Here is a 26,577-nt window from a genome sequence, read left to right on the forward strand (position 1 = left end):
AAACCGGCTCCGGCAACGGGGCTTTGAAAGGCTTGAGCCGTATGCGGGGAAACTCGCACGTACGGTTCTTAGGGGGCCGCGTCGCAGCAATGCGGTGCGGCTACCCGACTTCGTGCATTTTCTTACGGCTTCGTCCGGAATCCTCTTTTTATTCAGCGGGTTACGGATTTGATGATTTCGAACAAGCCGTCCTTTTCGTGCGATTTCTTACGGTTTCACGGCTCTGGCCAGTTGGGCGCGGCTGCGGCGGGCAGCATGTTCACTGCGCAGTGAATATGCCGTTTTTGCCGAATATTGACGCTGGCCGCGCCGTCCAGCAAGTTGCCCGTTACGCTGCTGGGCCCGCTATGCCGAGGTGCGTTCGGTGGGAGCAGAACCACTTTTTCATCACCCGTTGGCATAATTGCTGGGCAAAAATTCATCTTTCGGGGAATGGGGTGGAAGTCGATCAGGCGCATTGCAGCGACATCGAGATTTGGAATGTCCGGCTTCGCAACCATGAGCCGTATGCGTTCACGCGCCTGAAGCGTGCGTTTGTATCCGACGATTCGCGCCACCGGGTCGTGATGGTCGATGCCAAGAAATTGCTCTCCTGTGCAGATCGCGACACCACGGACTACGTGCTGCCAAGGGTGGAGGACTGGTATCCGGGCAAGGTCCGCGGCATCTGTGAGTTCCTCGATCCTAGCCAAGCAAGAATCCCTGAGATGCCCTATGTCACTTTCAGGGTGCGAAACAGGCGCACACTGCTCGGTCTAATTGGCTTGGACAAGGAAGGTGTCGCCTCCTTCCGAAACGGCCAGCATCGTGCGCGCTACATAGTGTTTGCCGGCGCTACGAGCTTTCCGGTTGAAGTGCATGAAACGGAAGCAGCTTTGCTCGAACGCTACTGCGGCACTTGATTCGAGTCGGTCGGTCATGCCTATCCGCTTCCCGAGGACAATCCTGATCGAAGAAGCTCGCCTTGCAGAGGGGGCTGCCTCGTTGCGCCTTGACTGCGAGAGCATTACCGTCGCGCCGGGCGGCCTCACCGTCGATGGCGTCGAGGTGCGGCAACTGCTGGCCTTGGGCTGGACACCACGCTGCCTGTCCTTCGAATCGAATGGTCAAGCCTATCACTTCGACATCAACGGGGTCGCCGTCATACGACCGAGCCGCGCAGTATTCCCCTTTGCCTAGAGGCCTTTTTCATTGTCAGGCGAACTCCAGCGCGGCCACACGTGGGCGCAGAACTTGCATGGGAAGAATGACCTATTCTTCAACCATCACCCGTGCACCTCCCCCGCACATCATGAAGCCGCACATTCAGCATTCGCATCGCGCGTATCGTTCAGCCGAGCCACATTATGGCAGCCGCTACTACCTTGGGGTTGCCGCCTTCCTTATCGCAATCGGCCTGCTGTATCTCGCTTGGTTTCTTCTTTGGTCGATTCGGGCGTGAGTGGTCAATTGCGACGGACGGACCGTCAAGGAGCATCCTTCGCGCGCAAAATCTTAGCGTTTCAGGTCGCCGGCCCAGCCAAGCCGAGCTGCGCCCGGTAGTCGGTCAGTAGCGTCTGCTGGGCTTCCAGGCGTGCCGCCAGTTTGGCCAACTCTGCTGCCATCTGCTCACGTTCCGCACGCACGGCCGCGAACCCGTCCGTCTGCGTCTGCACCGTTGTGCGCAGCGCGTCCCGTTCCGCTTCTGCTCGGGCCAAGTCTGCGCGCGCCTGGTTCAGCGCCGTCAGAGTCTGTTCGCCACGTGCCTCCGACTCACGGACACGCTTCGCCGCGGCCCCGGCTTCGGCGACCAGCCTCGCGCCATCCTTGTTCAACTGCGTGATCTCTCCCTGCTTGATGATCAGTGCCTGATTGGCCTGCCGGATTTCCGCCTGCAGTTGTTGGACCTGCTGCTCGTGCCGGCGCGCGTCCTGATCCCGTTGCTCTTTGCTAGCGTTGCGGAAGTGGTCCAGTGCCTGGTGGGCATGCTGCAGCTTCTCCTCCAGCGAGCGGCGGAAGCCTTCATGCTCGGCCAGCCGGGCCGTGAGGTCCTGAACCTGCTGTGCCGAGCGCCCAGCCTCGATGGTGCGCTGCTGCAGCGCCGTCTGCGTGTCACTGTGCGCGGCCCGCACGTTGGCAATGTTGGCGTGAGCCTGCGCCAACTCGGCGCGCAGCGCGGCGAGATCTGCGGACAGCTTGTCGGCCTCCGCCTGGGCCTGTTGGCGCTGCGCGGCCGCGGCGGTGATTTGCTGATCAATTGTCGCCTGCGCCTCTTCGTGCAGGCGCGCCGCCAGCCGGGCCACCAGATCCTGGATGGCGTCGGAGAGCGAACCGGTGCGCGTCAGCGCCGTGCCGTCCTCCTCTTCCAGTTCCTTCAGGTAGCGGTGGATGGTCGTCTTCGAGCCGGTGTTGCCTAGCGCGATACGTATCGCATCGATCGAGGGGTGCTGCCCTTGGGCAGCCAGCGAATCGCGGGCGCGCTTCACGTCCAAGCGGCTCAGTCCTGCACGGGCCATGGTGCTCCTACAATTTGATACCGTAATACGTACCATGTATATACGTACCAAATTGAGGCGTCAAGCTACAGAATTCTGGTAATTTTTCACACACGATAATGGCGGATTATCACGTGTGAAACCTCTCACATAGGGCTCCAGTCCAAACCTTCGGTACGAAACTCCAGAAAAGCGCGATTCTCGAAATGCTGGCCGCGCTCACCTGTCTCACGGCGGAAGGCGACAGTACGTTGCGGCCGGCAACGCGAAAACTCACCTTGCGTAGCCGCGGTTCGTCGTTAGGCGAGATGCCAAGTGCCACACCCCAAAAACGTTCACCTTTCCACGGCAACGTATGGTGGTGCCCCAGCAGCCAATCTCCGCTGGTCTTGCATCTGTCGGGCCGGCTCGCATGCTTGTCAAATGCGAGACGCCAAGCCTCGCTATACGCGCACCCAGCTCGCTAATCGACGAACGGAAACCGGAGTGAGAACCGGGTGACGCTGCCAGGGAATGTCGCGACCGATGCAGTGCCCGCATGCAACTCCATGATAGATCTCACGATGGCGAGCCCTAAACCGGTCGACTGATCAGAGTGGGAACGCGCTTGGTCGCCACGATAGAACCGATCAAAAACGCGTTCCCTATCCTTGTCAGGTATCGGGACGCCCTGATTCAATACGTGCACTGTGACAGAGTCTTCGTCACGCTGACAGTTCAAGCTCACGACCGAGCCATTGTCAGCATGGCGGACCGCGTTCGAGAGCAGGTTGCCGACGGCGCGCCGGAACATGGTCAGGTCGGCACTCACACTGCCGGACGCCGAGACCTCAATCTTCACGCCCTTGTCTTCACCCAGTACGGCAAAGTAACTCGCCAGCTTGGACAATTCGGTGCCGAGCTCGATTGGCACACGGTCCAGTTCGACCGTTGCCGCATCGGCGCGCGCCAGGAAGAGCATGGAGTCGATCATGCGCGAGAGGCGCTGATATTCCGCCAAGTTGTCCTCCAGCAGGGTCACGTAGTCGGCTACTTCTCGTTCACGCGAGAGCGCCACCTCGGTGTGGCCGATCAGGTTATTCAATGGCGTGCGCAGGTCGTGCGCGAGATCGGCGGAAAAACGATACAACCGCTCATAGCCCGACTCCAGTCGCTCCAGCATGGCATTGAATGCGACGCCAATTTCGTGGACTTCCGTTGGCGTACTGGGGGCGTCGACGCGGTAGCTGAGTCGTTCGACGTTAATCCGGTGCACTTGCTGAATCAGTGCCTGTGCTGGCCTGAGTTCACGCCGGGTGATCAAGGCACCAAGAAGCGCAGTGAGAACCGCGCCCACCAGAATGCCGACGACGATGCTATTGCCCAGCCGGATCACCACCTGGCGCCGATCGTTTCCGTTCTTGGCCACCGATACTGTGGCGAACGGTACGCCATCACTCGCCTCGACGATACGCTTCCCCATGATCCATGTGCCGTCGTCATGAATTCCGGACCCAGTGGCAGCCAGATCGAAATCCGATCGCAGGCCGTCAGCCGTTCGATAGACGAGCCTGCCTTGCGGTGTTCGGAGTCTCAACGCCAAACCATCGTATCCCCTGACCAGATCGAACAAGCTGTGTTCGAATTTCTCGGTCTGCTCAAGGCTGCCAGCGTCTCGGACCAGGTGGCTCACCTGCGTCAGCTTGGCCTCGATGATTTCTACGTCCCGCGAGCGTAGTTGAGTATCCAGGGCGTAGTAGGCGTAGGCCCCCATGCTAGCCAGCGCAAACGTGACCAGGATCGAGAATAGCGAGGTCAGCCGACCGATCAGTGAACGCGCCACGTCTCATTTTCCGCGATGAGGATCAAGGACATAACCCATGCCCCGGACGGTATGGATCAGTTTGGTATCGAACGGCTCATCGAGCTTGGCGCGAAGACGGCGTATCGCCACGTCCACGACGTTCGTGTCGGTATCGAAGTTGACATCCCAGACGTGCGAGGCGATGGACGTGCGGGAAAGCACCTCCCCACTGCGGCGAGCCAACAGATGGAGCAGGACGAACTCCTGGCTGGTCAACTCCACCTTGACGCCGGCGCGTACGACTTTGCGGCCAAGGACATCGATATCGAGATCGCCGACGCTCAGATGCTCGGATTCGCGACCGCTGCTTTGCCGCAGGCAGCGGCGAATTCTGGCGAGCAGTTCGGCAAACGCGAACGGCTTCACCAAGTAGTCGTCGGCGCCGAGTTCGAAACCACGTACCCGATCGGCCACGTCATCCCGCGCCGTCAGAAACAGAACCGGGACATCACTCTTCTGCCGGATCATCTTGATCACGCTCCAGCCGTCTGCACCCGGCAGCATGACATCCAGCAGGATCAGGTCGTACCGCACCTCGCTGGCGAGATGCGCCCCGTCCATGCCGTTTGCGGCAATATCGACAACAAATCCGGATTCAGTCAGGCCCTTGAGCAGGTATTCCGCGGTTCGAGCCTCGTCCTCGATGACCAGTATTTTCAATGAGAGTGTCCTTGATGACCGTGGCGTTCGTCGGGTTGGCCGCTCGTCGCAGCAGCAATAGGCTCGCTGGGCCGGAAATGCGTCACGGCATCCGCCTGCGCGCACGGCCGCAGTTCGAACTGGATGGTGATATGCGTGATGCCGAAGCGTTCGGCAAGCCGGTCTCGGGCGACCGGCAGAATGTCGCGTTCGGGATTGACGGCGGGTTCGTTGACCAAGTGCACCGTCAAGCTGGTCTTGCCGCTCGTCAAGGACCACACATGCAGGTCGTGCATGCTGCGAACGCCGGGAATTGTCAACAGCGCCTGCTCCACGGATGGTAAGTCGATATCCTCTGGCACGCCTTCAAGCAGAATGTTGATGCTGGATTTGAGCAGGATCCAGGTGCGAGGCAGCACCCACAGCCCAATCAGCACGGCGATAGCCGAATCGACCCAGGTCCAACCGGTGAACCGGATAACGATCGCCGCAAAAATGACGCCGATCGAGCCCAGCAGATCGCTCCAGACCTCCAGGTAGGCCCCCTTGATGTTGAGGCTCTGTTCTCGGCCGCCTGCGAGAACTCGCATGCTGACGATGTTGACGACGAGGCCGATGGTGGCGATCCCCAGCATGCCCAACGATTGCACTTCGGCAGGCGCGCGCAAGCGCTGATATGCCTCGTAGAGGATGTACAGCGCTACCCCAAACAGCAACAGCGCATTGAAGGCCGCCGCCAGAATCTCAAAACGGTAGTACCCGAACGTCCGCTGCTTGTCTGCCGGCCGCTTGCCGATCTGGATCGCTGCGAGCGCAATGGCCAGTGCCGCGGCATCCGTGAACATATGCGCGGCATCGGAGATCAGCGCCAAGCTCTTGGTCAAAATGCCGCCGATCAACTCGGCGAGCAGAAACGTGCTGGTCAGCGCGAGCGCGATTTTCAATGCACGCTCGTTCCCGGTTGCATGGCTGTGGTCATGTCCTGCGCCCATGGCGAAAGCTCCTTGCGTAAGCGGCGCGGACCTTCTGTACCCGCGCCGTCAACTCCATCTCCGTCAGGCGGACCGCGGTGCCATCTCGCCCGTCCGCTCCACGTCCTCGGCTTCGTCCTTGCGGTGCGCCAGGCGATAGAGGACCGGCAATACCAGCAGGGTCAGTGCCGTCGATGAAAGGATCCCGCCAATGACCACGGTGGCAAGCGGCCGCTGCACCTCGGCTCCCGTTCCTGTGGCAATGGCCATGGGGACGAAGCCAAGCGAGGCGACCAACGCCGTCATCAAAACGGGCCGCAAGCGCGTAAGGGCCCCGGTGCGGATCGCGGTATCGAGCGATTGACCTTCTTCGCGCAGCGACCGGATGAACGACAGCATCACCAGACCGTTGAGCACCGCGACACCAGAGAGCGCGATAAAGCCGACCGCCGCCGAAATGGAGAGCGGTATGCCTCGCAACCACAACGCGAGAATACCGCCAGTCAACGCAAACGGAATGCCGGTGAACACGAGAAGCCCGTCCTTCACGTTGTTGAACATCGCAAAGAGCAGGACAAACACGAGCAGCAGCGCAACCGGCACCACGATCTGCAGCCGCGTCGTTGCAGACTGCAATTGCTCGAACGTACCGCCCCAGGTAATCCAGTACCCAGTGGGAATCTTGACCTGCCGCTCAATTGCGGCCTCGGCCTCCGGCACGAACGACCCAATGTCCCGGCCTCGCACGTTGGCGCTGATGACGATGCGGCGCTTGCCATTCTCACGCGACACCTGATTTGGCCCGGGGGCCAAGTCGAGCGAGGCCACTTCACTCAAGGGGATATAGGTCGTCTTCGACTCGCCGGCACCGTTTTTGGGCAGTGGCACCGGCAAGCGGCGCAGCGCCTCCAAGTCACCCCGTACGGCATCGGGCAGGCGCACCAGAATGTAGAACCGTCGGTCGCCCTGGAAGAACGTGCCTGCCTCCTTCCCGCCGATCGCAATCGCAACCGCGTCCTGCACATCGCTCATGTTCAATCCATACCGGGCCGCCTTTTGGCGATCGATGTTGACCGACAGCATGGGAAGCCCAGTGGTCTGTTCGATTTTGACTTCCGTAGCACCCTGTATGCCTTGCAATACCGCCGCAACCTTGCCGGCTGTTTCATTGAGCACATCGTTGTCGTCGCCGAAAATCTTGATCGCCACATCGGAGCGAACGCCGGAGATCAACTCGTTGAAGCGCAGCTGGATCGGCTGCGAGAACTCGTAGTTGTTGCCGGGAATCCTCTCAGCTTCCGCCTGAATCGCACTGAGCAGCTCCTCTTTTGTCTTCTTTGGCTTGGGCCACTGCGCCTGCGGCTTGAGCATGATGTAGCCGTCCGAGATGTTGGGCGGCATCGGGTCGGAGGCGATTTCCGCCGTCCCGGTACGGGCGAAGATGCGCTCGATCTCGGGGAACTTGGCCTTGAGCGTCGACTCGACCTGCTTTTGCATCTCCAGCGATTGAGACAGGCTCGTCCCGGGAATGCGCAGCGACTGGATCGCGATGTCGCCCTCGTTCAAATTCGGCACGAACTCGCTTCCCAACCGGGACGCCACGGCCAGGCAGAAGACGATCGCAATGCACGCGAAAGTCAGTACGACGGGCGTGTTGGCCAGGGACGCTTCGAGCATCGGCTGATAGCGATGCTTGGCCCACTCCATCAGCCGGTTTTCCTTCTCCGCCACCTTGCGCCCGATAAACAGGGCGACCGCCGCCGGCACGAACGTCATGGACAGCACCATGGCAGCAAGCAACGCCAGTACCACCGTGAACGCCATGGGGTGGAACATCTTGCCCTCCACTCCCGTCAAGGCAAAGATCGGCAAGTACACGATCATGATGATGAGTTGGCCGAAGAGCAGCGGTCGCCGCGCTTCCCGCGCGGCCGCGAACACCTCGTGGAAACGCTCGCTGCGGGTCAGCTCTCGCTTGTGGTGCTCCTGCGCGTGCGCCAGGCGACGCACGCAGTTCTCGACGATCACCACCGCGCCGTCAATGATGATGCCGAAATCCAGCGCCCCCAGACTCATCAGGTTTGCGCTGATCTTGTAGCTGACCATGCCGGTGAACGTGAACAGCATCGCCAGCGGGATGACCATCGCCGTGATGACAGCGGCGCGGATGTTGCCCAGGAACAGGAAAAGAATGGCGATAACGAGAGTCGCGCCTTCGAGCAGATTCTTCTTGACCGTAGCAATCGCCTTGTCGACCAGCACGGTCCGGTCATACACGGTCACGGCCTTGACGCCGGCGGGGAGCGTACGATTGATCTCCGCCATTTTCTTGTCGACGGCCTGGGATACCGCCCGACTGTTCTCGCCGATCAGCATGAACACTGTACCCAGCACGACCTCCTTGCCGTTCTCCGTGGCGGCACCGGTGCGCAGCTCCCGTCCGATGTCAACATCGGCGACGTCGCGGATGCGAATGGGCTGCCCTTGCGCCGTGCCCACGATGACGTCGCGTATATCGTCGAGCGATTTGACCTGTCCAGGGGCGCGTACGAGGTACTGCTCGCCGCGGCGCTCGATGTAGCCGGCGCCGACATTGCTGTTGTTCTTGTCGAGTGCGCTCACCAGATCCGTGAGCGTCAGCCCGTAGGAAGCCAGCCGTTCCAGGCTGGGCGCAACCAAGTACTCCTTGGCGTAACCACCAATCGAATTGATTTCGGTCACGCCGGTCACGTTGCGCAGTTGCGGCTTGACCACCCAATCCTGAATTTCCCGCAGATCGGTGGGCGTGTAGGCTGCCCCGTCGGGCTTGCGAGCGCCGTCTTCCGCTTCGACGGTCCACAGGTAGATTTCCCCCAGCCCCGTGGAGATTGGACCCATGGCGGGTGTGACCCCGCCGGGCAGCCGTTCCTTGGCCTCCTGGATCCGCTGGTTCACCAGTTGGCGAGCGAAATAGATGTCCGTGCCGTCCTTGAAGATCACTGTCACCTGGGACAGGCCGTACCGGGACAGCGAGCGCGTCTGCTCGAGCCCCGGCAAGCCTGCCATCACGGTCTCGATGGGGTAGGTGATCCGCTGCTCGGTCTCCAGCGGAGAATACCCGGGCGCCGCGGTATTGATCTGCACCTGGACGTTGGTGATGTCAGGCACCGCGTCGATGGGAAGCTTCCCGTAGTTGTAGACGCCGAGCGCTGCCATCCCGAGCACGGCGAGGATGATAAGCCAACGTTGCTCAATGGCAAACCGGATGATGCGTTCGAACATGCCCGTCTCCGTGTCAGTGCTCATGCTCGGCGCTAGCCTTGCCGAGTTCGGCTTTCAGGACGAAGCTGTTCGCGGTGGCATAGCGCGCGCCGGCGCTCAGGCCTTCCGTGATCTCCACCACTTTGCCAGTAGAACGCCCGGTCTTGACTGGCTGGGCGACGAAACCGCCCGGCACCGCAACGAACACTGCCGGCTTGCCATTAACTTCCTGGATCGCATCCGCCCTGACTGCAACAGGGACTTGAACGGCTGGCCCCAAGACCTGCACCGTCACGAACAGGCCAGGACGCCAAGCCATGCCGGGGTTCGCCAGCGTGACGCGGGCCTTTGCCGTGCGCGTCTGCTCACCAAGCAGTGAGCCCACATAGGACACCGAGCCGGTCGCCTTGCTGTCGAAGGCGGTCGAGCCGATCGTGACCTGCTGACCGACGCGAACATTGCCCAGATCCTTGGCCGCCACCACGAACTCCGCCCACACGGAGGACAGATCGGAAATCGTGAAGACGTTCGCATCCTCCTTGACGGCTTCACCGATTGCCAGATGCTTTTCCACCACCATGCCGTCGAATGGTGCGCGCAGCTCGAATCGGTTCAGGGCCGTCGTGGCCGGTGCGGCCCCGATCGCAACCAGTTTTTGCTGCGCGTTCTGCACGGCGATTTGCGCCTCCTGCAGTGCCGTCTGGGCCTGCAGGTAATCCTGCTCCGCGGAGATCTTCTCTTCCCACAGGCGCTTCTCGCGCGCGTAGGTCGTCTGAGCCAGGCTCAAGCGCTTCTGGGCCGCAAGCAGTTCGCTTCTTTGCTCGGACAGGGCGGTGCTCGCAATGACCGCCAATACCTGTCCGCTCTTGACCTGCTCGCCGATATTGGCGGGGACACGCTCGACGACCCCCGCAAGACGCGGTACCACATGGGCCGTGCGGTCTTCATTGAAGCGGATTTCTCCCGGGAATTGCACGCCCGACTGGACCGCTGCAGCGCCTGCGACTTCCACACCCACGCCGGCTTTGGCGATCTGGTCGACTGTCAATTCGATCTTGCCTTCCTCCTTGGAGAAGGCAACCGTCATCGGTTTCTGAACGCCCGGCAACATGACGGACGCGGTCGCGCCAAAAACGTGGGGCTCGGCAATGGCGGCCTCGCTCTCCAGGCTGTCTTTCGTGATCTTGAAGCCGATCGGCATCGATTCGCCGGTTACTCTCTTGATGGCGCCACTGGCCGAGATATTGGCAACCAAGGGCTTGCCGTCTCGGACGACCCACAGCTTTAGCTTGGGCTCCCCACCGTCCTCGGCCATGCCGAACTCGACGGTAGCGTCGCCAGCAGCGTAGACATTACCGCCGTGTGGGCCCTTCTTCGGCGCGTCATGGTGCTCCTGGTCGCCATGTGCTACCGCGTCTTCATGCTTGCCTTGCGACGGCTCGCCGTGGTGTTCGCGGTCCTGGTGACCGGCGGATTCTGCGTGTTCGGCCGCCTCGCGAGCGGACTCATTGCCCTCTGTCGAGCGCCCCAAAAATAGAACGGTGCCGGTGGCGATCAGGCCCGCAGCCACTAGAGCCGCGATCGCAGTCTTCTGCTTATTCGTAATAGACATGGTTCGGATTCTGAGTTAGCGGCCTAGCAGGCGGTCGACGGTCGTCGCGGATTGATAGACCTTCGCCAACACGTCGAGATAACGGATGCGTGCTTGGAACAACGTTCTTTGTGCGTCCAGCACGTCCAGAAAATTGAACTTCCCGGCTTCGAAGCCCCGTGCCGCTGCGCTATAGGCTTGCTCGGCGGCCGGCAGGATCGTCTCTTTGAGCGTCTGCGCGGAGCGACGAGAGACCGTCAATTCGTTCGACGCTTGCTGCATCTCATTGGAGAGCCGGATGCGGTTCGCCAGCACCTCGTCCTGCGCCTTGTCGGCACGCCGGATGGCCTCGTACAGGTTGCCCTGATTGCGATCGAACAAGGGCAGCGGAATCGACACGCCTAGCACCGCCATGTTGCGATTCGCGCTGTTGTCGCGCTTGGCGCCCACGCTGACGGTCACATCGGGGTATTGGCGGCTGCGCTCCACGCCCACCAGGGCTTGCCGGCGATCCAGCTCGACCTGGTCGGCCAATACGAGCGGCGAGTGGTCGAGCTCGGTCAGCAGCTCCGTGAGACCGGGCCGTGACGGCAGCGCGTCGAGGCTACCCTGCGCCGCGGAGAACTGCGGCGTGGCGTTGCCCCAGAGCGCTGCAAGCGAGGCCCGTGCGGAACGCAGTTCGGCGTTGGCGTTGTCGAGTTCGAGTTCGGCGTTGGCTTGCTCGACCTTTGCCTTGGTTTCTTCGACCGGCGAGATCTTGCCCGCTGCCACTCTGCGCGTTGCTGCCTGCGCGCCCTTGGCGGCCAAGTCCGCCGAGGCCTGCGCGAGCTTGACCCGTTCCTGGGCAACCAGCACTTCAAAGAAGCCGCGAATCACGTTGGATCGCAGTTCGGCCCGCGTTGTCGCCAGTTGCGCTTGCGCGAGTTCCCGGCCTTTTTCGGCCGCGACGATACGCGCCGAACGCTTGCCGCCCAGCTCCACAGGAATATTGAGCTGTCCGGTCGTCGTGCGCGACTCCGAGCGCGTGTCCTCCATGGTCGCGGCCACTTCGGGGTTGGGAATGGTGCGTGCCTGCATGACCGCACCTTCATTGGCATCGACTTCTTTCTGCGCAGCAAAAAGCGTGAAGTTACCTGCACTCGCCAATTCCATGGCGCGCTCAAGCGTCAAAGGACCAGGAGCCTCCAGTACTGTGCCGGAAGAAACAAGGGGTGCCGCGTTGGAATTCGCAGCAAAAGATGGGCTGATCACAACAGCCGCTAGCCCAAGCGGCAAAAATAGTCGTCGCATCGAATTGCACCAGGATACAAACCGTGGGAATTCGGCGAGACGCAGGTTCAGTGGGTCTCGCCGTCTATGTGAGACGGCGCCATTGGGGGCGATCCGGTGCGCGGGTGCTAGATGAGGTCAATTTCAACGCATGTGAAACGGGCGGCGTCTGGGCGCGATCGACCGTGTCGAGGCGAAGTGGCTGACCGCAGGCCATTGCGGCGGAGACCAGATGACATACGCCGCAGTCCGTATCGATCACGGCCTTCTTGTCATGCCCCGCTTTTGTGCTGGATTGATGGTGGTGCTCGTGGTGGCCGAAATGCCACTTGGATTGGCTGGCCTCTTCATGCTGGCAATAGGCGGCCGCTACCGCCCAGTTGAACTGGAATGGCAGGATCAACAAAAGCAGGATCAAGCAGAACCGCCGCATGAATGGCTGAAGAAGTGTTGGCTGGCGCGCGCAAATGGCACCGCTTTACGAATTTGCGCGTCAGTTTACTCGAAGAGCGGGATACGGATGATGACAGGGCGAGGTCTAGCGGCGCGCGCGCCCAACACAAGACTGCATCCGGGAGCGAATCCGGCGGCTACGACCGAGACCAAAAGGCCTGCTTGTCGGAGAGAGCCGCGCAGTGCACGACGAGGTCGGCGCTACAGCGCGGTGCCGCATTCGGCACAAAATTTCGCGCCCGGCTGGGCCGTGCTCCCGCATTGACCACACACCACCCCGGTAAGTGATTTTTCGCACTGCGGACAAAACCGCGCCCGCTGCGATGCAATCGAGCCACACCCGAGACAAGTGGTGGGCCAAGGATTCGAGGGGATCCCCGCCTGGGCGCGGTCGTGAGCGTCACCATGGCGTCTGCCGTGGTGACCGCCGTTCGGGCGGTGGCCACCGTGGTGACCGCCGAACAATCGCTTGAGCAGACTCATGCGTTTACATCCGTAGTTTTGTAGCGCTTCAGTATGGAGGACCAGGGGCTGCCCTGCGGGACCCGCTGCGATTGGCGAGTCGCCGGCCTTTGAAAGCATCAGCGATCGTCAATTCCAATGACTGAGTTACAGCCCGTTGGTGTAGACGTCGCGTTGTGCAACGTTCGCGCCGCCGGTATAGACGTCCCGCTGCGTGACACTCTGGCCGTCGGTGTACGGATCACGCGACTGCGCACGGCCACCATCGGTGTACGGGTCGCGCGGGCCCTGGGCGCGAGCGTTCTCGAGAACCGAGTTCACCTGGGTGCCGATGCCGGCCGCAAACGAAGGCATCGTCGAAGCAAACAGCAGGATGCCGGCAACTGCAATCTTGGACGTGGTCTTCATGGCTTTGTTCTCCGTGTCAGTGGTCAACCACCGTGGTTGACCGTGTGAGCAGTCTACGGAGACGGCACCCGCACGCTCATGACGACCTTATTACAATCTTGTCATGTAGAGCGCCGAGCGGCGCTTGGCTCCGGTGTCCGTGCGCGCGAGTCGCATCGTCACGATTCATGGCGCCGCAGCGCGAGCTCGCGTAGCGCCTGCAGCGTCCTGTCGGTAGCAGTCGCTAGCCGCGCAAACTCCTCCAGGTTCGAGCGCAACAAGGCCTCATATTCTTCGGCGCTGCGAGGGGCAATCAATGTCACTTCTGTTTGCAAGGCGAGAGTATGCAGCGGAGTGCGCAAGTCGTGATTGAGATCGGTGTAAATCGAGCGCACAGCCGCCACGGTCTCTTCGTGCTTCGACGAAACGTCGCGCAAGGCATCGACCAACGGTTGAACTTCGGTCGGTATGCTTCCCGACAGCGAAAGATGAACAATCCCAAAGGCTGTCTGATCGCCCTTGGCTGCGAGGCACCGCATTGGCGACAGGCTGCGCGAGACCAGACGATGGGTGCACATACCCACAATCAGCGGCAGGATCAGCGCCCAGATGAGAGCCCAGGTGAGACTTGGGGTCGCTGCGATCTGTCCTGAGCCCGCAAAGACCGATTGGACGACTACTGCTGCCATCGTTCCCAACGTCGCAAGTGCACTTGTCCGCCACGCCAACGAGCGGGGACCGTGCATGATTTGATGGTTCTTGAAAGCTGACACGATAGTTCGGCATGGCGCCCTGAGTGCGATTCGAACGGTTGGAGCCACCGGTTGTCCGGAGGCTCCAGATTTCGGCACCAGCGTAGACCGGAAAGCATCGCCGCAACCAAAGATGACAGAAATGTCATCTTGGTATAAACGTTTTGCAATGGTGAACGTGCCTGGACGTGTGGTGGAGTACCGCAGGCTGGGGGCTGCGCACGTGAGTACTGCCTGTCACATCACTTGGACTCGATGTGAAGGTGCAAGAGCTTCTCGACGGGAACAGCCGCCACGATCCCGGCACCCGGCACCGTCGACTTTCCGACCTCGACGATGGCGTTGGTGATGGCCTCGACGTCGGCCTCGTCCGCGAAAATTTCAACCTTGGTATGCACGCTGGTCAGGTCGCTGGAAAAGAAATTCTTGTACTCGCCATACCCCTTGACCCTTGTGATCGTCAGGTCCGGGGCGTGGACGGTCGCAAGCTTCCTTTCTAGCTGCTCCAGCAGTTCGGTGGGAACAATGGCAATCACCCATTTGATGCTCATGACCGTCTCCTTGATACCCCGGCTGCTGCGCCAGTTTTCGTTACGCTCTCGATGTCTTCAAGTCCTGCACGTCCAGGAAGCCATCAGCGGCGCTATCACGCGTGCTGAACGTCGCGTGTCCTCGAGTCCTGTGAGCTTCCAGCTTCCAACGCAGTCGGCCCAACCCAACCAACGGTATGGCTAGTCTGTTGGCAGCACGTCCAACTGCCTGTCATGCAACGGTGCATCGCCAGCATGCCCAATCCCCCGAGGATCGCGATGGCGCCGACGACGGCCAGGACGATCCAGACCACCTTCCATGTCGATAGTTCGCCCATCACGCCACCTCCTGTCCTTGGCGTGCTCGTGGCGGTGCTCGCATCTGTGATACGTGCCTGCACCGCGCCACGATTCACTTTTCGATCCGAAACGGCTGCTTCCGCTCAGGCGTGTCGTCGGTTGTCGAACGCCGCTGGTCGTCTTGACCTTGCATGCCTTTCATCATCAGCCACATCGATAGCGGGCAGACCAGAATCAACAGGTAGGGGCCAATGCCCAGCACGAAGGCACGAACTGACGGGAAAACGGTATAGGCGACTGCCAAGATCGCCACCAGGGCAGCGCCCACAGCGGCCATGGTTCTCGTATTGCATTTCATAGCGGTACTCCTGTGGTACTCGGTGGTTCTCGATACGGCCGGCCACCGTCATTTCGACGAGGGTGTCTGGATATTGTCCGCATACTTGCGCAGGATCTCTCCCATCGCCTGCATCATTTCTCCATGCATCTGCATCGAGAGCTTCTCGTTGCCGGGTGGCAACTGCCCCATCATCGGACAGCCGCCCATCATTCCGTCGCCGCCGCCCATCATGTGATCCATCATCATGGAGTGCATGGGGTCTTGCGAACCCGGCTTGGTGCCGTCGGTGCCACGGCTGGGGCTGGCTGCCATGCTCCAGCCACCAGCCCCAAGCAGGGCAAGCGCTAGCGCAGCGGCCACGACTGATTGCGTCTTCATGTCAATCTCCCTATTCGATTGAGTTGGATAGCGCTCACCTGATTTCGTGTGTCATCGACCGAGCGACTGGTCTCTCGGCACCCGCATCACGCTGACGCGGGCGCTTCGATCATCGGCCGCGGCACACACGCTCATTTCGCTTCGGGTAAGCCCTTCGGGCTGCCGCCGTCTGCCGGGCGGGCATCCGTCGATTTCATCATTTCAGCGCACTGCTTCTGCATCGCCTCTTTGCTCGATGCGGTACCGGAAGCGGCGGCAGAATGCTTCGCAGCCGCGCGCGCACTGTTGATGGCGTCCCAGTTGGGACCCGCGAAGGCGGCGCTAGCGGCGACACCGAACAAAATAGATACGGCGATTCTGAGAACGGAGTTCACGTTGGTCTTCCCCACACAAGGTTTCCTTCGGGCCCGATCCAAACGGGAATCCGCAGACATCCCGCCGGGAGGCGACTGAAATCAAGGCTCGCGGCGACGGACTGCCCGCGGATGGGGATCGATCAGATTCGCAAGCGTGCTGTTGCGAGGTAGATGGGCCCAGGCACTGCAACGGGCCGATGGGCCGTCCGGGTAACCGGTCCGGCATGAGGCGTTGGAGGTAGAACGTGTATGAGCCCGATGGCAGCGGGCAACATGCCAAGATCGTGAGCATGGCCGTTGGCATCCGCCCAATGGCGCCCATCGTGCCGATGGTCCGCGCAAAGCGCAGGCTGCGCCTCGTCCATGTCCTGGCAGTTCACGACGGAAACGGCCATCGCCGAGGCATCCACCATGGTCCCTGACCCGGGCGGGCAAACGTATCCCGCAATCGCCACGCGCGTGAACAACACCGTCGCGAGCAACGCTAGCGCAAGCAACCGAGCGAGGGGGTGATGGTGATGCTTCATGTATCCCTGCAAACAGGTGCGTTCAGTCTAGGCCCGCCAAAACTTGACCACAAGGCGGGCACGAATGGGGGACCATAGGCGGTGGGCATGATCTTCATCCAAAATGCAGCGCCTAAGGCACCTGCGCGCGCAACCGCAGCGCATTGGCAATCACTGACACCGAACTCAGGCTCATGGCCAATGCCGCGATCATCGGCGACAGCAGCCACCCCGTGAATGGATACAGCAGGCCAGCGGCCAGCGGGATGCCCAGCGCGTTGTAGACGAACGCAAATCCCAGGTTCTGTTTCATATTGGCAATGGTGGCTTGCGACAGTTCCCGCGCGCGCGCAAGACCGCGCAGGTCGCCCTTGACCAGCGTCACCTGGGCGCTGTGCATCGCCACATCGGTACCGGTTCCCATAGCGATGCCGACATCGGCTTTGGCCAGGGCTGGCGCATCGTTGATGCCGTCGCCGGCCATTGCCACCACGTGGCCTTCGGCTTGAAGTTTTGCGACCAGCGCCAGCTTGTCAGCCGGTTTGACCTCGCCGTGAAACTCCTCAATGCCAAGACGGCCGCCCACGGCTCGCGCTGTGGCGATGCTGTCGCCGCTGGCCATCACCACGCGAATCCCGGCCGCTTTGAGCGCCGCTAGCGCTTCGGGCGTGTTGGCCTTGATCGGGTCCGAGACCGCAAGCAGCCCCGCCAACTTCCGGTCAACGGCCAAGTACATGACGCTGGCGCCGCGCTGGCGCAAGGCATCGGCCTGCAGCGCCAACGGTTCGGTACTTACATGTTCCTGCCGCATCAGGGCAGCGTTGCCGAGGATGAGCTGGTCGCCGTCGACCTGACCCCGCACGCCCATGCCTGCATCTGCTGTGAATTGCTCCACTTTCCCCAAAGCCAGGCTGCGCTCGCGCGCCGCTGTGACAATGGTGGCCGCCAGCGGGTGTTCGCTGCCCTGGTCTAGACTCGCTGCTAGTCGGATCACTTCGATCTCAGTGAATGGGCCGACGCCTAGCGCCTGCTCGAAAGCCGGATGGCCCTCGGTCAGTGTGCCGGTCTTGTCGACGATCAGGGTGTCGACCTTGCGGAACTGCTCGATGGCCGCCGCATCGCGGAACAGAATGCCCTGGGTTGCCGCCTTGCCGCTGGCCACCATGATCGACATCGGAGTCGCCAGCCCCAGCGCACATGGACAGGCGATGATCAGCACGGCCACCGCATGGACCAGCCCAAAGACCCAGCTCGGCTCGGGACCGAAGAATCCCCAACCAAAGAAAGCAAGCACGGCGATGGCCACCACCACCAGCACGAACACGCCGGCCACCTGGTCCGCCATGCGCTGCATGGGCGCCTTCGAGCGCTGGGCCTGGGCCACCATCTGCACGATCTGCGACAGCACCGTTTGGGCACCGACTTTTTCCGAGCGCATTACCAGGCTACCCGACGTATTGAGCGTGGCACCGATCACGTGGTCGCCAGGGCGCTTGGAAACGGGCAATGGCTCACCGGTGATCATCGATTCGTTGATGGCGCTTGCTCCTTCGGTCACGACGCCATCGGTTGGCACCTTCTCGCCCGGTCGAATTCGCAGCAAGTCGCCGACATGCACGTGCGTGAGCGGAATATCCTCCTCGCTGCCATCCGGCTTGATGCGACGTGCCGTTTTGGGTGCCAGGCCAAGCAGCGACTTGATGGCGGCCGAAGTCTGCGAACGTGCCTTCAATTCGAAAATCTGGCCGAGCAGCGTCAGTGAAATGATGACGGCAGCGGCTTCGAAGTAGACCGCAATGCGGCCATGCACTACAAAGCTGCGGGGAAACAGCTCGGGCGCAACAGTGGCCGCAACGCTGTATATGAAGGCCGCGCCGGTGCCCAGGCCAATCAGCGTCCACATGTTCGGGCTGCGGTTGCGGAACGACTGCAGGCATCGGGCATAGATGGGGAAGCCGGCCCACAAGACCACGGGCGTGGACAAGGCAAGCTCTACCCAGCCTTGCGCCGCCGGAGCCACTCCCTTGACACGCCCCCCCAGCATCACCAGCGCTACGACGGCGATCGTCAGCGGCAAAGTCCACCAGAAGCGTCGGCGGAACGCGGCGAGTTCGGGATTCTCATCCGCTTCCAGACTCGGCATCGCCGGCTCAAGCGCCATGCCGCACTTTGGGCAACTCCCCGGATGGTCCTGACGGATCTCGGGGTGCATGGGGCAGGTGTAGACGGTGTCCGGCGCCGCGTTGGCAGTGTCAGCAGCGGAGGCGACATGAGGATGCGTGTACCGCGTGGGGTCCGCCTCGAACTTCTGCTGGCATGCTGCGCCGCAGAAGCTGTATCGGGTCCCCGCGTAGCTTGACTGGTACGGCGTATTGGGCTTGACCGTCATCCCGCACACCGGGTCCCGTTCCTCAGTGGCGGTCACGAGTGTCAGTCGGGTCGCCGTGGCATGTTGGTGGCCCCCACCTTGGGCACGCTCCGGCTCGCCGTCGTGCCCGGGCGCAGGGGATGACATATGCGGATGCTGTTGTTGGTCGCTCATTTTCGCGGCGCCTCAATGCCTTGTGGCCTGTGGTGCGGGCAACTGCCGTGGGGCAGCGCTGCCGATGGCCTCCAGGATCGGGCAGTCGGGGCGATCGTTGCCATCACAATGCTGCGCCAGATACCGCAGGGTGTCCCGCATGCCGCTGAGCGCGGCAATCCGGGCGTCCAGTTCCTGAATGCGCTGCAACGCGATGGCCTTGACCGCCGCGCTCGCGCGCCGCTTGTTTTGCCACAACCCAAGCAGCTCTCGAATCTGCACCATGGAGAAACCCAACGCCCGCGCACGCCCGATGAAGCGCAGGGTGTGGATGTCGTTTTCACGATACATCCGGTAGTTCCCCTCACTCCGGTCAGCCGAAGCGACCAAGCCAATACTTTCGTAGTAGCGGATCATTTTGGCCGAGACGCCGGAGACGCTCGCGGCTTGTCCGATATTCATGGCGTGCTCCTCGCTTCGTGTGCGCATAGCACCTTCGGTATCCCGTGCTCGTAACATCTTCCGCGGGACCGACACGTACCCAAATCTTCACGGTTTCACGCTACACCCTTCCCAAATGGGAAGGTCAAGGACGGTGCCATCGTGCTTTTGCCCGATGGCGATACGGGCGGTTGATCCCGCTTTCCGCGCAGTTGCATCGCGAGCAAAAAACGGTATCCTTGCGAAAATCCTGCCACTGCAAAGAACCCTTGCGTCACACGCCACGCCGGCATCCTTTCTTCGCCGGCATCCTCCTGCTGGTTTTTCTGACAGTTCAACTGGCAGCGACGGCTTACGCCTGTGCCGGCAGCCAGTACCAGATGGGCGGTGGCGAGGCAAAGGCAACTCTGACCGAATCGTGCGCTGACATGGCCGATCACGGTAGCAGCCAGGACAAGGACAACGGCGCGCTTTGCCTAGCCCACTGCCAGGCCGACTCCAAGAGCGCCGACCATGTCGCACCGCAACTGCCGGTGTTTTTGCCGGTGCTGGCCGGCGTCATCGCGCCGACGCCCGTGGTCCATGCCGATGTCCGTGCTGTGCTGCGTGCCGAGGTAACAGCGCGCGCTCCCCCGCCTCCGCTGGCCATTCTCTACTGCAGTTTCCAAACGTAGCCTCCAGACCGACGTCATCCAATGTTTCCCCTCTCTAGACTGGGGGAGCTGTCGTCGTTCTTGGAGGCTTTATGCTTTTTCCTCGTCGCCTGACGCTGGCGTTGCTTTGCGCGCCTGCTTTCGGCATCGCGATGTCGCATGCCGCGACCTCGCAATCCGTCCCTCCGCTTTCCGTTGAGGAAACTGTCGCGCTCGCCACTGCGCATGCCAGCGATGCGGAGTCCTCTCGAGGGACCATCGAAGCTGCGACGCAGATGGCGGTCGCCGCGGGCCAACTGCCGGACCCCATACTCAAGTTCGGACTCAACAACGTGCCGGTCAACGGCCCCGACCAGTTTTCGATCAGCCGGGACTTCATGACCATGCGCTCCATCAGCGTGATGCAGGAGTTCACACGTGGGGACAAACGCCGCGCCAAGGCTGCACGCTTCGAGGCTGAGGCGGCATCTGCTGAAGCACAGCGCGCCGTTGGCCTCGCCAACGTGCAGCGCAACGCCGTCGGTGCGTGGCTGGACCGCTGGTATGCCGAACAGACCGGCACGTTGCTAGGCCACCATGACCACCCGTTGGAACTCGCGTTGCAGGCGGCGACTGCCGCGTATCGCAGTGGACGGGGCACGCGCGCCGACGTGCTGGCGATGGAGCTGGAAATCCAGAAGCTGCACGATCGCCTGGACGAAAACCGCGCTGCCGTGGCGACCAGCACCGTCGCGCTGGAGCGCTGGGTTGGCCCGGCCGCCAACCGCCCGCTCTCCGAACCCCCACATCTCGATGCCCCCCCGCCGGTCGAGCGGTTGGTGCGCGGGGACCTGGATGCCGTGCCCGAGATCACCGCCGCGCAGCGCGAGGTGGGGCTGGCCGAGAGCGAGATCCGGGCCGCTGCGCAAGCAAAGAAGCCGGATGTCACTGTCGAGTTGATGTACAGCCAGCGCGGCTCCGCATTCTCGAACATGGGCTCCGTGAACGTCAGTTTTCCGCTGCCTTGGGACCAAGGCAACCGGCAGGACCGCGAAGTGGCGGCCAGGCTGGCGCAAGCCCAGGCAGCTCGCGCCAAGTCCGAAATCCTCCGGCGCGATACCCAGGCCATGGTCGGCGCCAAGCTCGCCGAGCTGCAGCGCAATCTCGAGCGGCTCAAGCGCTACGACGAGAAGACTCTGCCGCTCGCCAGCACGCAGGCGGAAGCGGCCCTGACCGCCTACCGGGCCAATACCGGATCGCTGCTGGCCGTGGCCGAGGCCAATCACCGAGCCATCGATACGGAATTAGAACGGCTCGCGTTGGAAGCCAAGACGGCCAAGCTGTGGGCGGACCTGACCTTCCTGGTTCCGCTGCCCACCGCGCAGACCGAGTCCGCCATCAAGGAACGCAAATGAAAAAACAGGTCATTGCAACGGCCGCGGGGCTCGTTCTTGTCGGGACCGCCATCTACGGCGCCTACCGGGTCGGCGTCAACCAGGGGGGCCGGTCGACACCATCGTCGATGCCGGCCAGCCCGGCCTCCAGCCTCGGGGCCGGCGACATCGATCCCAAGACCGGTAAGAAGGTGCTGTACTGGCACGACCCTATGGTGCCGGGGCAGCGCTTCGACAAGCCAGGCAAATCCCCCTTCATGGACATGCAACTGGTGCCCGTCTACGCCGAGGGGGATAGCGGTGCCAGCGGCATCACGGTTGATAGCCGTGTCGCGCAAAACCTCGGCATCCGCACGGCCGAGGTCAAGGCCGGCCGGTTGAGCGCGGTGCTGGAGGCGCCCGGCAACATCGCCATCGACGAACGCAGCGTGCAAGTGATCCAGGCGCGCACGAACGCCTTCGTCCAGCACGTTGCGGTCAGGGCAACCCTCGACCCCGTGCGGCGTGGGCAGGCACTGGTGACGCTGTATTCGCCGGACTGGGTGGCGGCCCAGGAAGAGTATCTGGCCGTGTTGCACCAGTCGGCACACGGTCAGGCCGATCTCGCCAGCGCGGCCAAGGCGCGCATGCTGCAAGCCGGCATGACGCCGGGTCAGGTCAGCGCGGTCGAGGCATCCGGACGGCTGCAGCCCAGTGTAGGTATCGCAAGCCCAATCGATGGCATCGTGACCGAGGTCGCGGTGCGGGACGGGATGACGGTCTCCCCCGGCATGACGCTGTTCCGCTTGGCCGACTTGAGCCAGGTCTGGGTGGTTGCCGAGGTGCCGGAAGGCCAGGCTCGCACCATCTCGCCGGGCCTGGCGGTCAAGGTGCTGCCGACCGGGGCAGCCGAGCCCCTGGTCGGCAAGGTCGACACTGTGTTGCCCGACGTCAACCCGGCGACGCGGACCATCAAGGTGCGCATCATCCTGCCCAACAAGGGCCGGCACCTGTTGCCGGGCATGTTTGCTACGGTCCGCTTTGACAGCGGTGAGCAGCAGGATGTGTTGACCCTCCCGTTGGAGGCCGTCATCCGTACCGGTCAGCGCAGCATTGTCATGGTCGATGGTGGCCAGGCGGGCTTTGTGGCCACCGAGATCAAGACCGGGCGCGAGGCCGCCGGCATGGTCGAAATCCTAGCGGGCCTCAAGGCTGGCCAGAAAGTGGTCACCTCCGGCCAGTTCCTGATCGATTCGGAAGCCAGCCTGCGCGGCACCACCGAGCGCATGGCGGCACCGGCTGCGGCCTCCGCGCCCGCAGCAGCCACCACCGAGCACGAAGGCGTCGGCCGCATCGAGGCCGTCACGGGTGAAGGCCTAACGATCTCGCATGGGCCGATTCCATCGATTCAGTGGGGTGCCATGACGATGGAATTCGGGGCGCCGTCGGCAGGCCTGCCGAAGGGCCTGAAGCCGGGCGACCGGGTGCGGTTCCGCTTCCACCTGGACAAGGACGGCATGGCGGTCCTCTCCTCCGTCGCGTCCGCCAGCACGGATCAGGGAGGCAAGCCATGATCGCCCGGCTAATTCTGGCGTCCATCCGCAACCGCTTCCTGATCCTGCTGGCGACGCTGATGCTGACCGCGTGGGGATTGTGGGCCGTGCGTAGCACGCCGCTCGATGCGCTGCCCGACCTGTCGGACGTGCAGGTCATCATCCGCACACCGTTTCCCGGCCAGGCGCCGCAGATCGTGGAGAACCAGGTCACCTATCCGCTGACCACCACCATGCTGTCGGTGCCGGGCGCCAAGACCGTGCGCGGCTATTCGTTCTTCGGTGACTCCTTCGTCTACGTGCTGTTTGAGGATGGCACCGACCTGTATTGGGCACGCTCGCGCGTGCTGGAATACCTGAACCAGGTGCAGTCCCGCCTGCCTGCCGCCGCCAAGCCCGCACTGGGCCCCGACGCAACCGGCGTGGGTTGGATCTACGAGTACGCGCTGGTGGACAAGAGCGGCCAGCACGACCTCAGCCAACTGCGCGCGCTGCAGGACTGGTTCCTGCGCTTCGAGCTCAAGTCGCTGCCCAATGTGGCCGAGGTGGCTTCGCTCGGCGGGATGGTCAAGCAGTTCCAGGTCGTCCTCATGCCGGATCGGTTACGCGCCTACAACCTGTCCCAAGCCAAAGTACTGGCGGCGCTCAAGGCGGCCAACCAGGAGACCGGTGGTTCGGTGCTGGAACTGGGCGAGGCAGAGTACATGGTCCGTGCCAGTGGCTACCTGAAGACGCTCGACGACTTCCGGCAGATTCCGCTGGTGACCAGCGATGCCGGCATTCCTGTGCGGCTGGGCGACGTCGCCACGCTCCAACTCGGCCCAGAGATGCGACGCGGCATTGCCGATCTCGACGGCCAGGGTGAAGTCGCCGGCGGTGTCATCGTGATGCGCTCCGGCAAGAACGCGCTGGAAACCATCGAAGCCGTCAAGGCCAAGCTCGCCACGCTGCAGAAGAGCCTGCCAGCCGGTGTCGAGATCGTGCCGACCTACGACCGTTCCGCGCTGATCAACCGCGCGGTGGAGAACCTGACGCACAAGCTGCTCGAGGAATTCATCGTCGTCGCGCTGGTGTGCCTGGTGTTCCTGTTCCACTTGCGCTCGGCGCTGGTCGCGATCGTTTCGCTGCCGCTGGGCGTGCTCGCCGCCTTCCTGGTGATGCGCTATCAGGGCGTCAATGCCAACATCATGTCGCTGGGCGGCATCGCCATCGCCGTCGGCGCCATGGTCGACGCGGCCGTGGTCATGATCGAAAACGCGCACAAGCACCTGGAGCATTGGCATGCGGACAATCCCGGCCGCAACCTGACGGGGCACGAGCGCTGGAGCGTGATCGGCGAATCGGCGGCGGAAGTGGGTCCGGCGCTGTTCTTTTCGCTGCTGATCATCACGCTGTCGTTCATTCCGGTGTTCACGCTGGAGGCACAGGAAGGACGGTTGTTCTCGCCACTGGCTTTCACCAAGACCTACTCGATGGCCGCTGCCGCAGGGCTGTCCGTGACGCTGGTGCCGGTGCTGATGGGCTACCTGATCCGCGGGCGCATCCCGACCGAGCAATCGAATCCGCTCAGCCGCTGGCTGATCCGGCTTTATCAACCGGTGTTGGCCAGAGTGCTGGCGTATCCCAAGACGACGGTTGTCATCGCCGCTGTGCTGCTTGCAGCCACGGCCTGGCCGATCCTGCGCACGGGCGGTGAATTCATGCCGCCGCTGGACGAGGGCGACCTGTTGTACATGCCGTCGGCGCTGCCGGGGTTGTCAGCGGGCAAGGCCGCCCAACTGCTGCAACAGACCGATCGCCTGATCAAGACCGTGCCGGAGGTCGCCAGCGTGTTCGGCAAGGCCGGCCGCGCCGACACCGCCACCGATCCGGCCCCCATCGAGATGTTCGAGACCACCATCCAGTTCAAGCCGCACGACCAATGGCGGCCCGGCATGACGACCGACAAGCTTGTGGAAGAACTGGACCGCGTGGTCAAGGTGCCGGGACTGTCCAACATCTGGGTGCCACCGATCCGCAACCGAATCGACATGCTCGCTACCGGCATCAAGAGCCCGGTCGGCATCAAGGTGGCGGGCGCAGACTTGAAGGAGATCGACCAACTGACCACGCGGATCGAGGAGGCAGTCAAGACCGTACCGGGGGTCACGTCCGCGCTGGCCGAACGCCTGTCCGGCGGGCGCTACGTCGACGTCGATATCGACCGAATGGCTGCGGGACGGTATGGGCTCAATATCGAAGACGTACAGAGCATCGTGTCGTCAGCCGTCGGCGGAGACAACGTGGGCGAAGTGGTCGATGGCCTGGCCCGGTTCCCGATCAACATGCGTTACCCACGGGACTACCGCGACTCGGTCGAGCAACTGCGCAGCCTGCCGATCGTCACCGACCGCGGCCAGCAGATCACGCTGTCTGACGTCGCTCGTATCCAGGTCGTGCAGGGGCCGCCGATGTTGCGCAGCGAGAACGCCCGCTTGTCCGGCTGGGTGTACGTGGACATCCGCGGACGCGATTTGCGCTCGGCGGTACAGGACATGCAAGCGGCCGTGGCCAAGGCGGTGCCCATGCCGGCTGGCTACGCGCTGAGCTGGTCCGGTCAGTTCGAATATCTCGAGCGTGCCAGCGCCAAGCTGAAGGTGGTGGTGCCGTTCACCCTACTGATCATCTTCGTGCTGCTGTACCTCGTGTTCGGCCGCATCGACGAGGCGCTGCTCATCATGGGCACACTGCCGTTGGCGCTGATTGGCGGCTTCTGGCTGCTCTATCTACTGGGCTACAACCTGTCGGTGGCCGGGATCGTTGGCTTCATCGCGCTGGCCGGCGTGGCGGCCGAGTTCGGCGTGATCATGCTGCTCTACCTCAAGCAGGCTTGGTCGGAGCGGCAGGAGGCTGGCCAGAACACCACACCTGCGCTGCTGGAAGCCATTCAAGAGGGCGCGGTGCTGCGGGTGCGCCCGAAGGCCATGACGGTCGCCGTCATCCTAGCCGGTCTGATTCCGATCATGTGGGCGCACGGTACCGGTTCCGAGATCATGCAGCGCATTGCCGCCCCGATGGTCGGCGGCATGCTCACCGCCCCCTTGCTATCCCTGTTTGTCGTTCCTGCTGTTTACCTGCTGCTACGCAAGCGCGGCAGGGGGCAATCCATTCCCCAACCACCCTCTCATGACGAGGTCTCACGATGAAATACGGTTCCGCTGTTGTATTCGCTCTGACGCTGGCGTCGGCGCCCGCCGCCTTTGCGGCTACGTCGATGGAGGGCATGGACATGAAGCCGGCAGGTCAAGCCAAGCAGGCATCCAAGCCCGTCGCGGCGGAGGTCCGCAAGGTGTACCTCGACACCGGCAAGATCACGCTCAAGCACGGCCCCATCGACAACCTCGGTATGGGCGCCATGACGATGACGTTTGCCGTCAAGGACAAGGCATCACTGCAGCACTTCAAGGAGGGCCAAGCGGTGTGGGCTGTCTTTGATATGGTCGACGGTCAGCCGACCGTGATCGATTTGCGGAGCAAGTAAGAGCAAGCCGTCGGTGGTGCGCGGCCCTTCAGTCGTGCGCCGCCAC

General features: G+C 62.5%; 25 protein-coding genes. 8 read left to right on the top strand and 17 right to left on the bottom strand.

Annotated features, from left to right (window positions below):
• Positions 1-347 precede the first annotated feature (347 nt).
• The 3 genes from R2676_RS24265 to R2676_RS24275 all read left to right on the top strand — a co-directional run bounded on the left by R2676_RS24265 (position 348) and on the right by R2676_RS24275 (position 1,441).
• Positions 348-902 carry a plasmid fertility inhibition factor family protein gene (locus tag R2676_RS24265; protein WP_410482525.1) on the top strand — a complete coding sequence of 185 codons (555 nt, stop codon included), beginning with the start codon at positions 348-350 and terminating at the stop codon, positions 900-902.
• 16 nt (positions 903-918) lie between these two features.
• Entirely contained in the window at positions 919-1,179 is a 261-nt protein-coding gene (locus tag R2676_RS24270) for a hypothetical protein (protein ID WP_124382927.1), read from the top strand.
• A gap of 67 nt (positions 1,180-1,246) precedes the next feature.
• The gene (locus R2676_RS24275) at positions 1,247-1,441 is read left to right on the top strand and encodes a hypothetical protein (RefSeq protein WP_124382928.1); all 195 of its coding nucleotides are present in this window, start codon (positions 1,247-1,249) and stop codon (positions 1,439-1,441) included.
• A gap of 61 nt (positions 1,442-1,502) precedes the next feature.
• On the opposite strand, the gene R2676_RS24280 is transcribed toward R2676_RS24275, so the two are convergent.
• The 17 genes from R2676_RS24280 to cueR all read right to left on the bottom strand — a co-directional run bounded on the left by R2676_RS24280 (position 1,503) and on the right by cueR (position 19,474).
• The gene (locus R2676_RS24280; protein ID WP_316857288.1) at positions 1,503-2,495 is read right to left on the bottom strand and encodes a DNA-binding protein; all 993 of its coding nucleotides are present in this window, start codon (positions 2,493-2,495) and stop codon (positions 1,503-1,505) included.
• A gap of 442 nt (positions 2,496-2,937) precedes the next feature.
• Positions 2,938-4,296 (bottom strand): heavy metal sensor histidine kinase, encoded by a 1,359-nt coding sequence (locus tag R2676_RS24285; RefSeq protein WP_009240706.1) that lies wholly within the window; start codon positions 4,294-4,296, stop codon positions 2,938-2,940.
• A 3-nt stretch (positions 4,297-4,299) separates the two neighbouring features.
• Entirely contained in the window at positions 4,300-4,977 is a 678-nt protein-coding gene (locus R2676_RS24290) for a heavy metal response regulator transcription factor (RefSeq protein ID WP_009240707.1), read from the bottom strand.
• The gene (locus R2676_RS24295) at positions 4,974-5,948 is read right to left on the bottom strand and encodes a cation diffusion facilitator family transporter (RefSeq protein ID WP_009240708.1); all 975 of its coding nucleotides are present in this window, start codon (positions 5,946-5,948) and stop codon (positions 4,974-4,976) included. Before R2676_RS24295 ends, R2676_RS24290 begins: the two co-directional genes overlap by 4 nt.
• 63 nt (positions 5,949-6,011) lie before the next feature.
• The gene (locus R2676_RS24300; protein ID WP_009240709.1) at positions 6,012-9,188 is read right to left on the bottom strand and encodes a CusA/CzcA family heavy metal efflux RND transporter; all 3,177 of its coding nucleotides are present in this window, start codon (positions 9,186-9,188) and stop codon (positions 6,012-6,014) included.
• Between the two features lie 13 nt (positions 9,189-9,201).
• Positions 9,202-10,779, bottom strand: a complete 1,578-nt coding sequence (locus tag R2676_RS24305; RefSeq protein ID WP_009240710.1) for an efflux RND transporter periplasmic adaptor subunit — start codon at positions 10,777-10,779, stop codon at positions 9,202-9,204.
• A 15-nt stretch (positions 10,780-10,794) separates the two neighbouring features.
• Complete coding sequence (locus tag R2676_RS24310; protein WP_009276932.1) at positions 10,795-12,048, bottom strand: TolC family protein; 1,254 nt, start codon at positions 12,046-12,048, stop codon at positions 10,795-10,797.
• Between the two features lie 64 nt (positions 12,049-12,112).
• On the bottom strand, positions 12,113-12,460 hold the full coding sequence (gene czcI / locus R2676_RS24315; RefSeq protein ID WP_009240712.1) for a cation efflux protein, CzcI family: 348 nt from the start codon (positions 12,458-12,460) through the stop codon (positions 12,113-12,115).
• Positions 12,461-12,681: 221 nt separating this feature from the next.
• Complete coding sequence (locus tag R2676_RS24320; RefSeq protein ID WP_316857687.1) at positions 12,682-13,062, bottom strand: zinc ribbon domain-containing protein; 381 nt, start codon at positions 13,060-13,062, stop codon at positions 12,682-12,684.
• A gap of 27 nt (positions 13,063-13,089) precedes the next feature.
• Positions 13,090-13,350, bottom strand: a complete 261-nt coding sequence (locus tag R2676_RS24325; protein WP_009240713.1) for a hypothetical protein — start codon at positions 13,348-13,350, stop codon at positions 13,090-13,092.
• Between the two features lie 158 nt (positions 13,351-13,508).
• Positions 13,509-14,102 (bottom strand): sensor histidine kinase, encoded by a 594-nt coding sequence (locus tag R2676_RS24330; RefSeq protein WP_139181143.1) that lies wholly within the window; start codon positions 14,100-14,102, stop codon positions 13,509-13,511.
• Between the two features lie 221 nt (positions 14,103-14,323).
• Positions 14,324-14,632 carry a P-II family nitrogen regulator gene (locus tag R2676_RS24335; protein WP_009240715.1) on the bottom strand — a complete coding sequence of 103 codons (309 nt, stop codon included), beginning with the start codon at positions 14,630-14,632 and terminating at the stop codon, positions 14,324-14,326.
• Positions 14,633-15,023: 391 nt separating this feature from the next.
• Positions 15,024-15,248 (bottom strand): DUF2933 domain-containing protein, encoded by a 225-nt coding sequence (locus tag R2676_RS24340; protein WP_223293270.1) that lies wholly within the window; start codon positions 15,246-15,248, stop codon positions 15,024-15,026.
• Positions 15,249-15,317: 69 nt separating this feature from the next.
• Positions 15,318-15,629, bottom strand: a complete 312-nt coding sequence (locus tag R2676_RS24345) for a hypothetical protein (protein ID WP_009240718.1) — start codon at positions 15,627-15,629, stop codon at positions 15,318-15,320.
• 131 nt (positions 15,630-15,760) lie between these two features.
• A complete protein-coding gene (locus R2676_RS24350; RefSeq protein ID WP_009240719.1) occupies positions 15,761-16,018 on the bottom strand; it encodes a hypothetical protein in 258 nt (85 codons plus the stop codon).
• 606 nt (positions 16,019-16,624) lie between these two features.
• Positions 16,625-19,033, bottom strand: coding sequence for a heavy metal translocating P-type ATPase (locus R2676_RS24355; protein WP_009240720.1), 2,409 nt, complete (start codon positions 19,031-19,033; stop codon positions 16,625-16,627).
• 12 nt (positions 19,034-19,045) lie between these two features.
• Positions 19,046-19,474, bottom strand: coding sequence for a Cu(I)-responsive transcriptional regulator (gene cueR, locus R2676_RS24360; RefSeq protein ID WP_009240721.1), 429 nt, complete (start codon positions 19,472-19,474; stop codon positions 19,046-19,048).
• Positions 19,475-19,722: 248 nt separating this feature from the next.
• On the opposite strand from cueR, the gene R2676_RS24365 reads away from it, so the two are divergent.
• The 5 genes from R2676_RS24365 to R2676_RS24385 all read left to right on the top strand — a co-directional run bounded on the left by R2676_RS24365 (position 19,723) and on the right by R2676_RS24385 (position 26,531).
• On the top strand, positions 19,723-20,127 hold the full coding sequence (locus R2676_RS24365) for a hypothetical protein (protein WP_009276929.1): 405 nt from the start codon (positions 19,723-19,725) through the stop codon (positions 20,125-20,127).
• 71 nt (positions 20,128-20,198) lie between these two features.
• Positions 20,199-21,500 carry a TolC family protein gene (locus tag R2676_RS24370; protein ID WP_009240723.1) on the top strand — a complete coding sequence of 434 codons (1,302 nt, stop codon included), beginning with the start codon at positions 20,199-20,201 and terminating at the stop codon, positions 21,498-21,500.
• Positions 21,497-23,032: an efflux RND transporter periplasmic adaptor subunit gene (locus R2676_RS24375; protein ID WP_009240724.1), complete on the top strand. Its 1,536-nt coding sequence runs from the start codon at positions 21,497-21,499 to the stop codon at positions 23,030-23,032. Before R2676_RS24370 ends, R2676_RS24375 begins: the two co-directional genes overlap by 4 nt.
• Positions 23,029-26,196: an efflux RND transporter permease subunit gene (locus tag R2676_RS24380; protein ID WP_009240725.1), complete on the top strand. Its 3,168-nt coding sequence runs from the start codon at positions 23,029-23,031 to the stop codon at positions 26,194-26,196. The genes R2676_RS24375 and R2676_RS24380 overlap by 4 nt, the downstream gene beginning before the upstream one ends.
• Positions 26,193-26,531, top strand: a complete 339-nt coding sequence (locus tag R2676_RS24385) for a copper-binding protein (RefSeq protein WP_009240726.1) — start codon at positions 26,193-26,195, stop codon at positions 26,529-26,531. The genes R2676_RS24380 and R2676_RS24385 overlap by 4 nt, the downstream gene beginning before the upstream one ends.
• Positions 26,532-26,577: the final 46 nt, after the last annotated feature.

The sequence above is a fragment of the Ralstonia flatus genome, assembly GCF_958439105.1.
In the GTDB taxonomy this organism is placed as follows: domain Bacteria; phylum Pseudomonadota; class Gammaproteobacteria; order Burkholderiales; family Burkholderiaceae; genus Ralstonia; species Ralstonia flatus.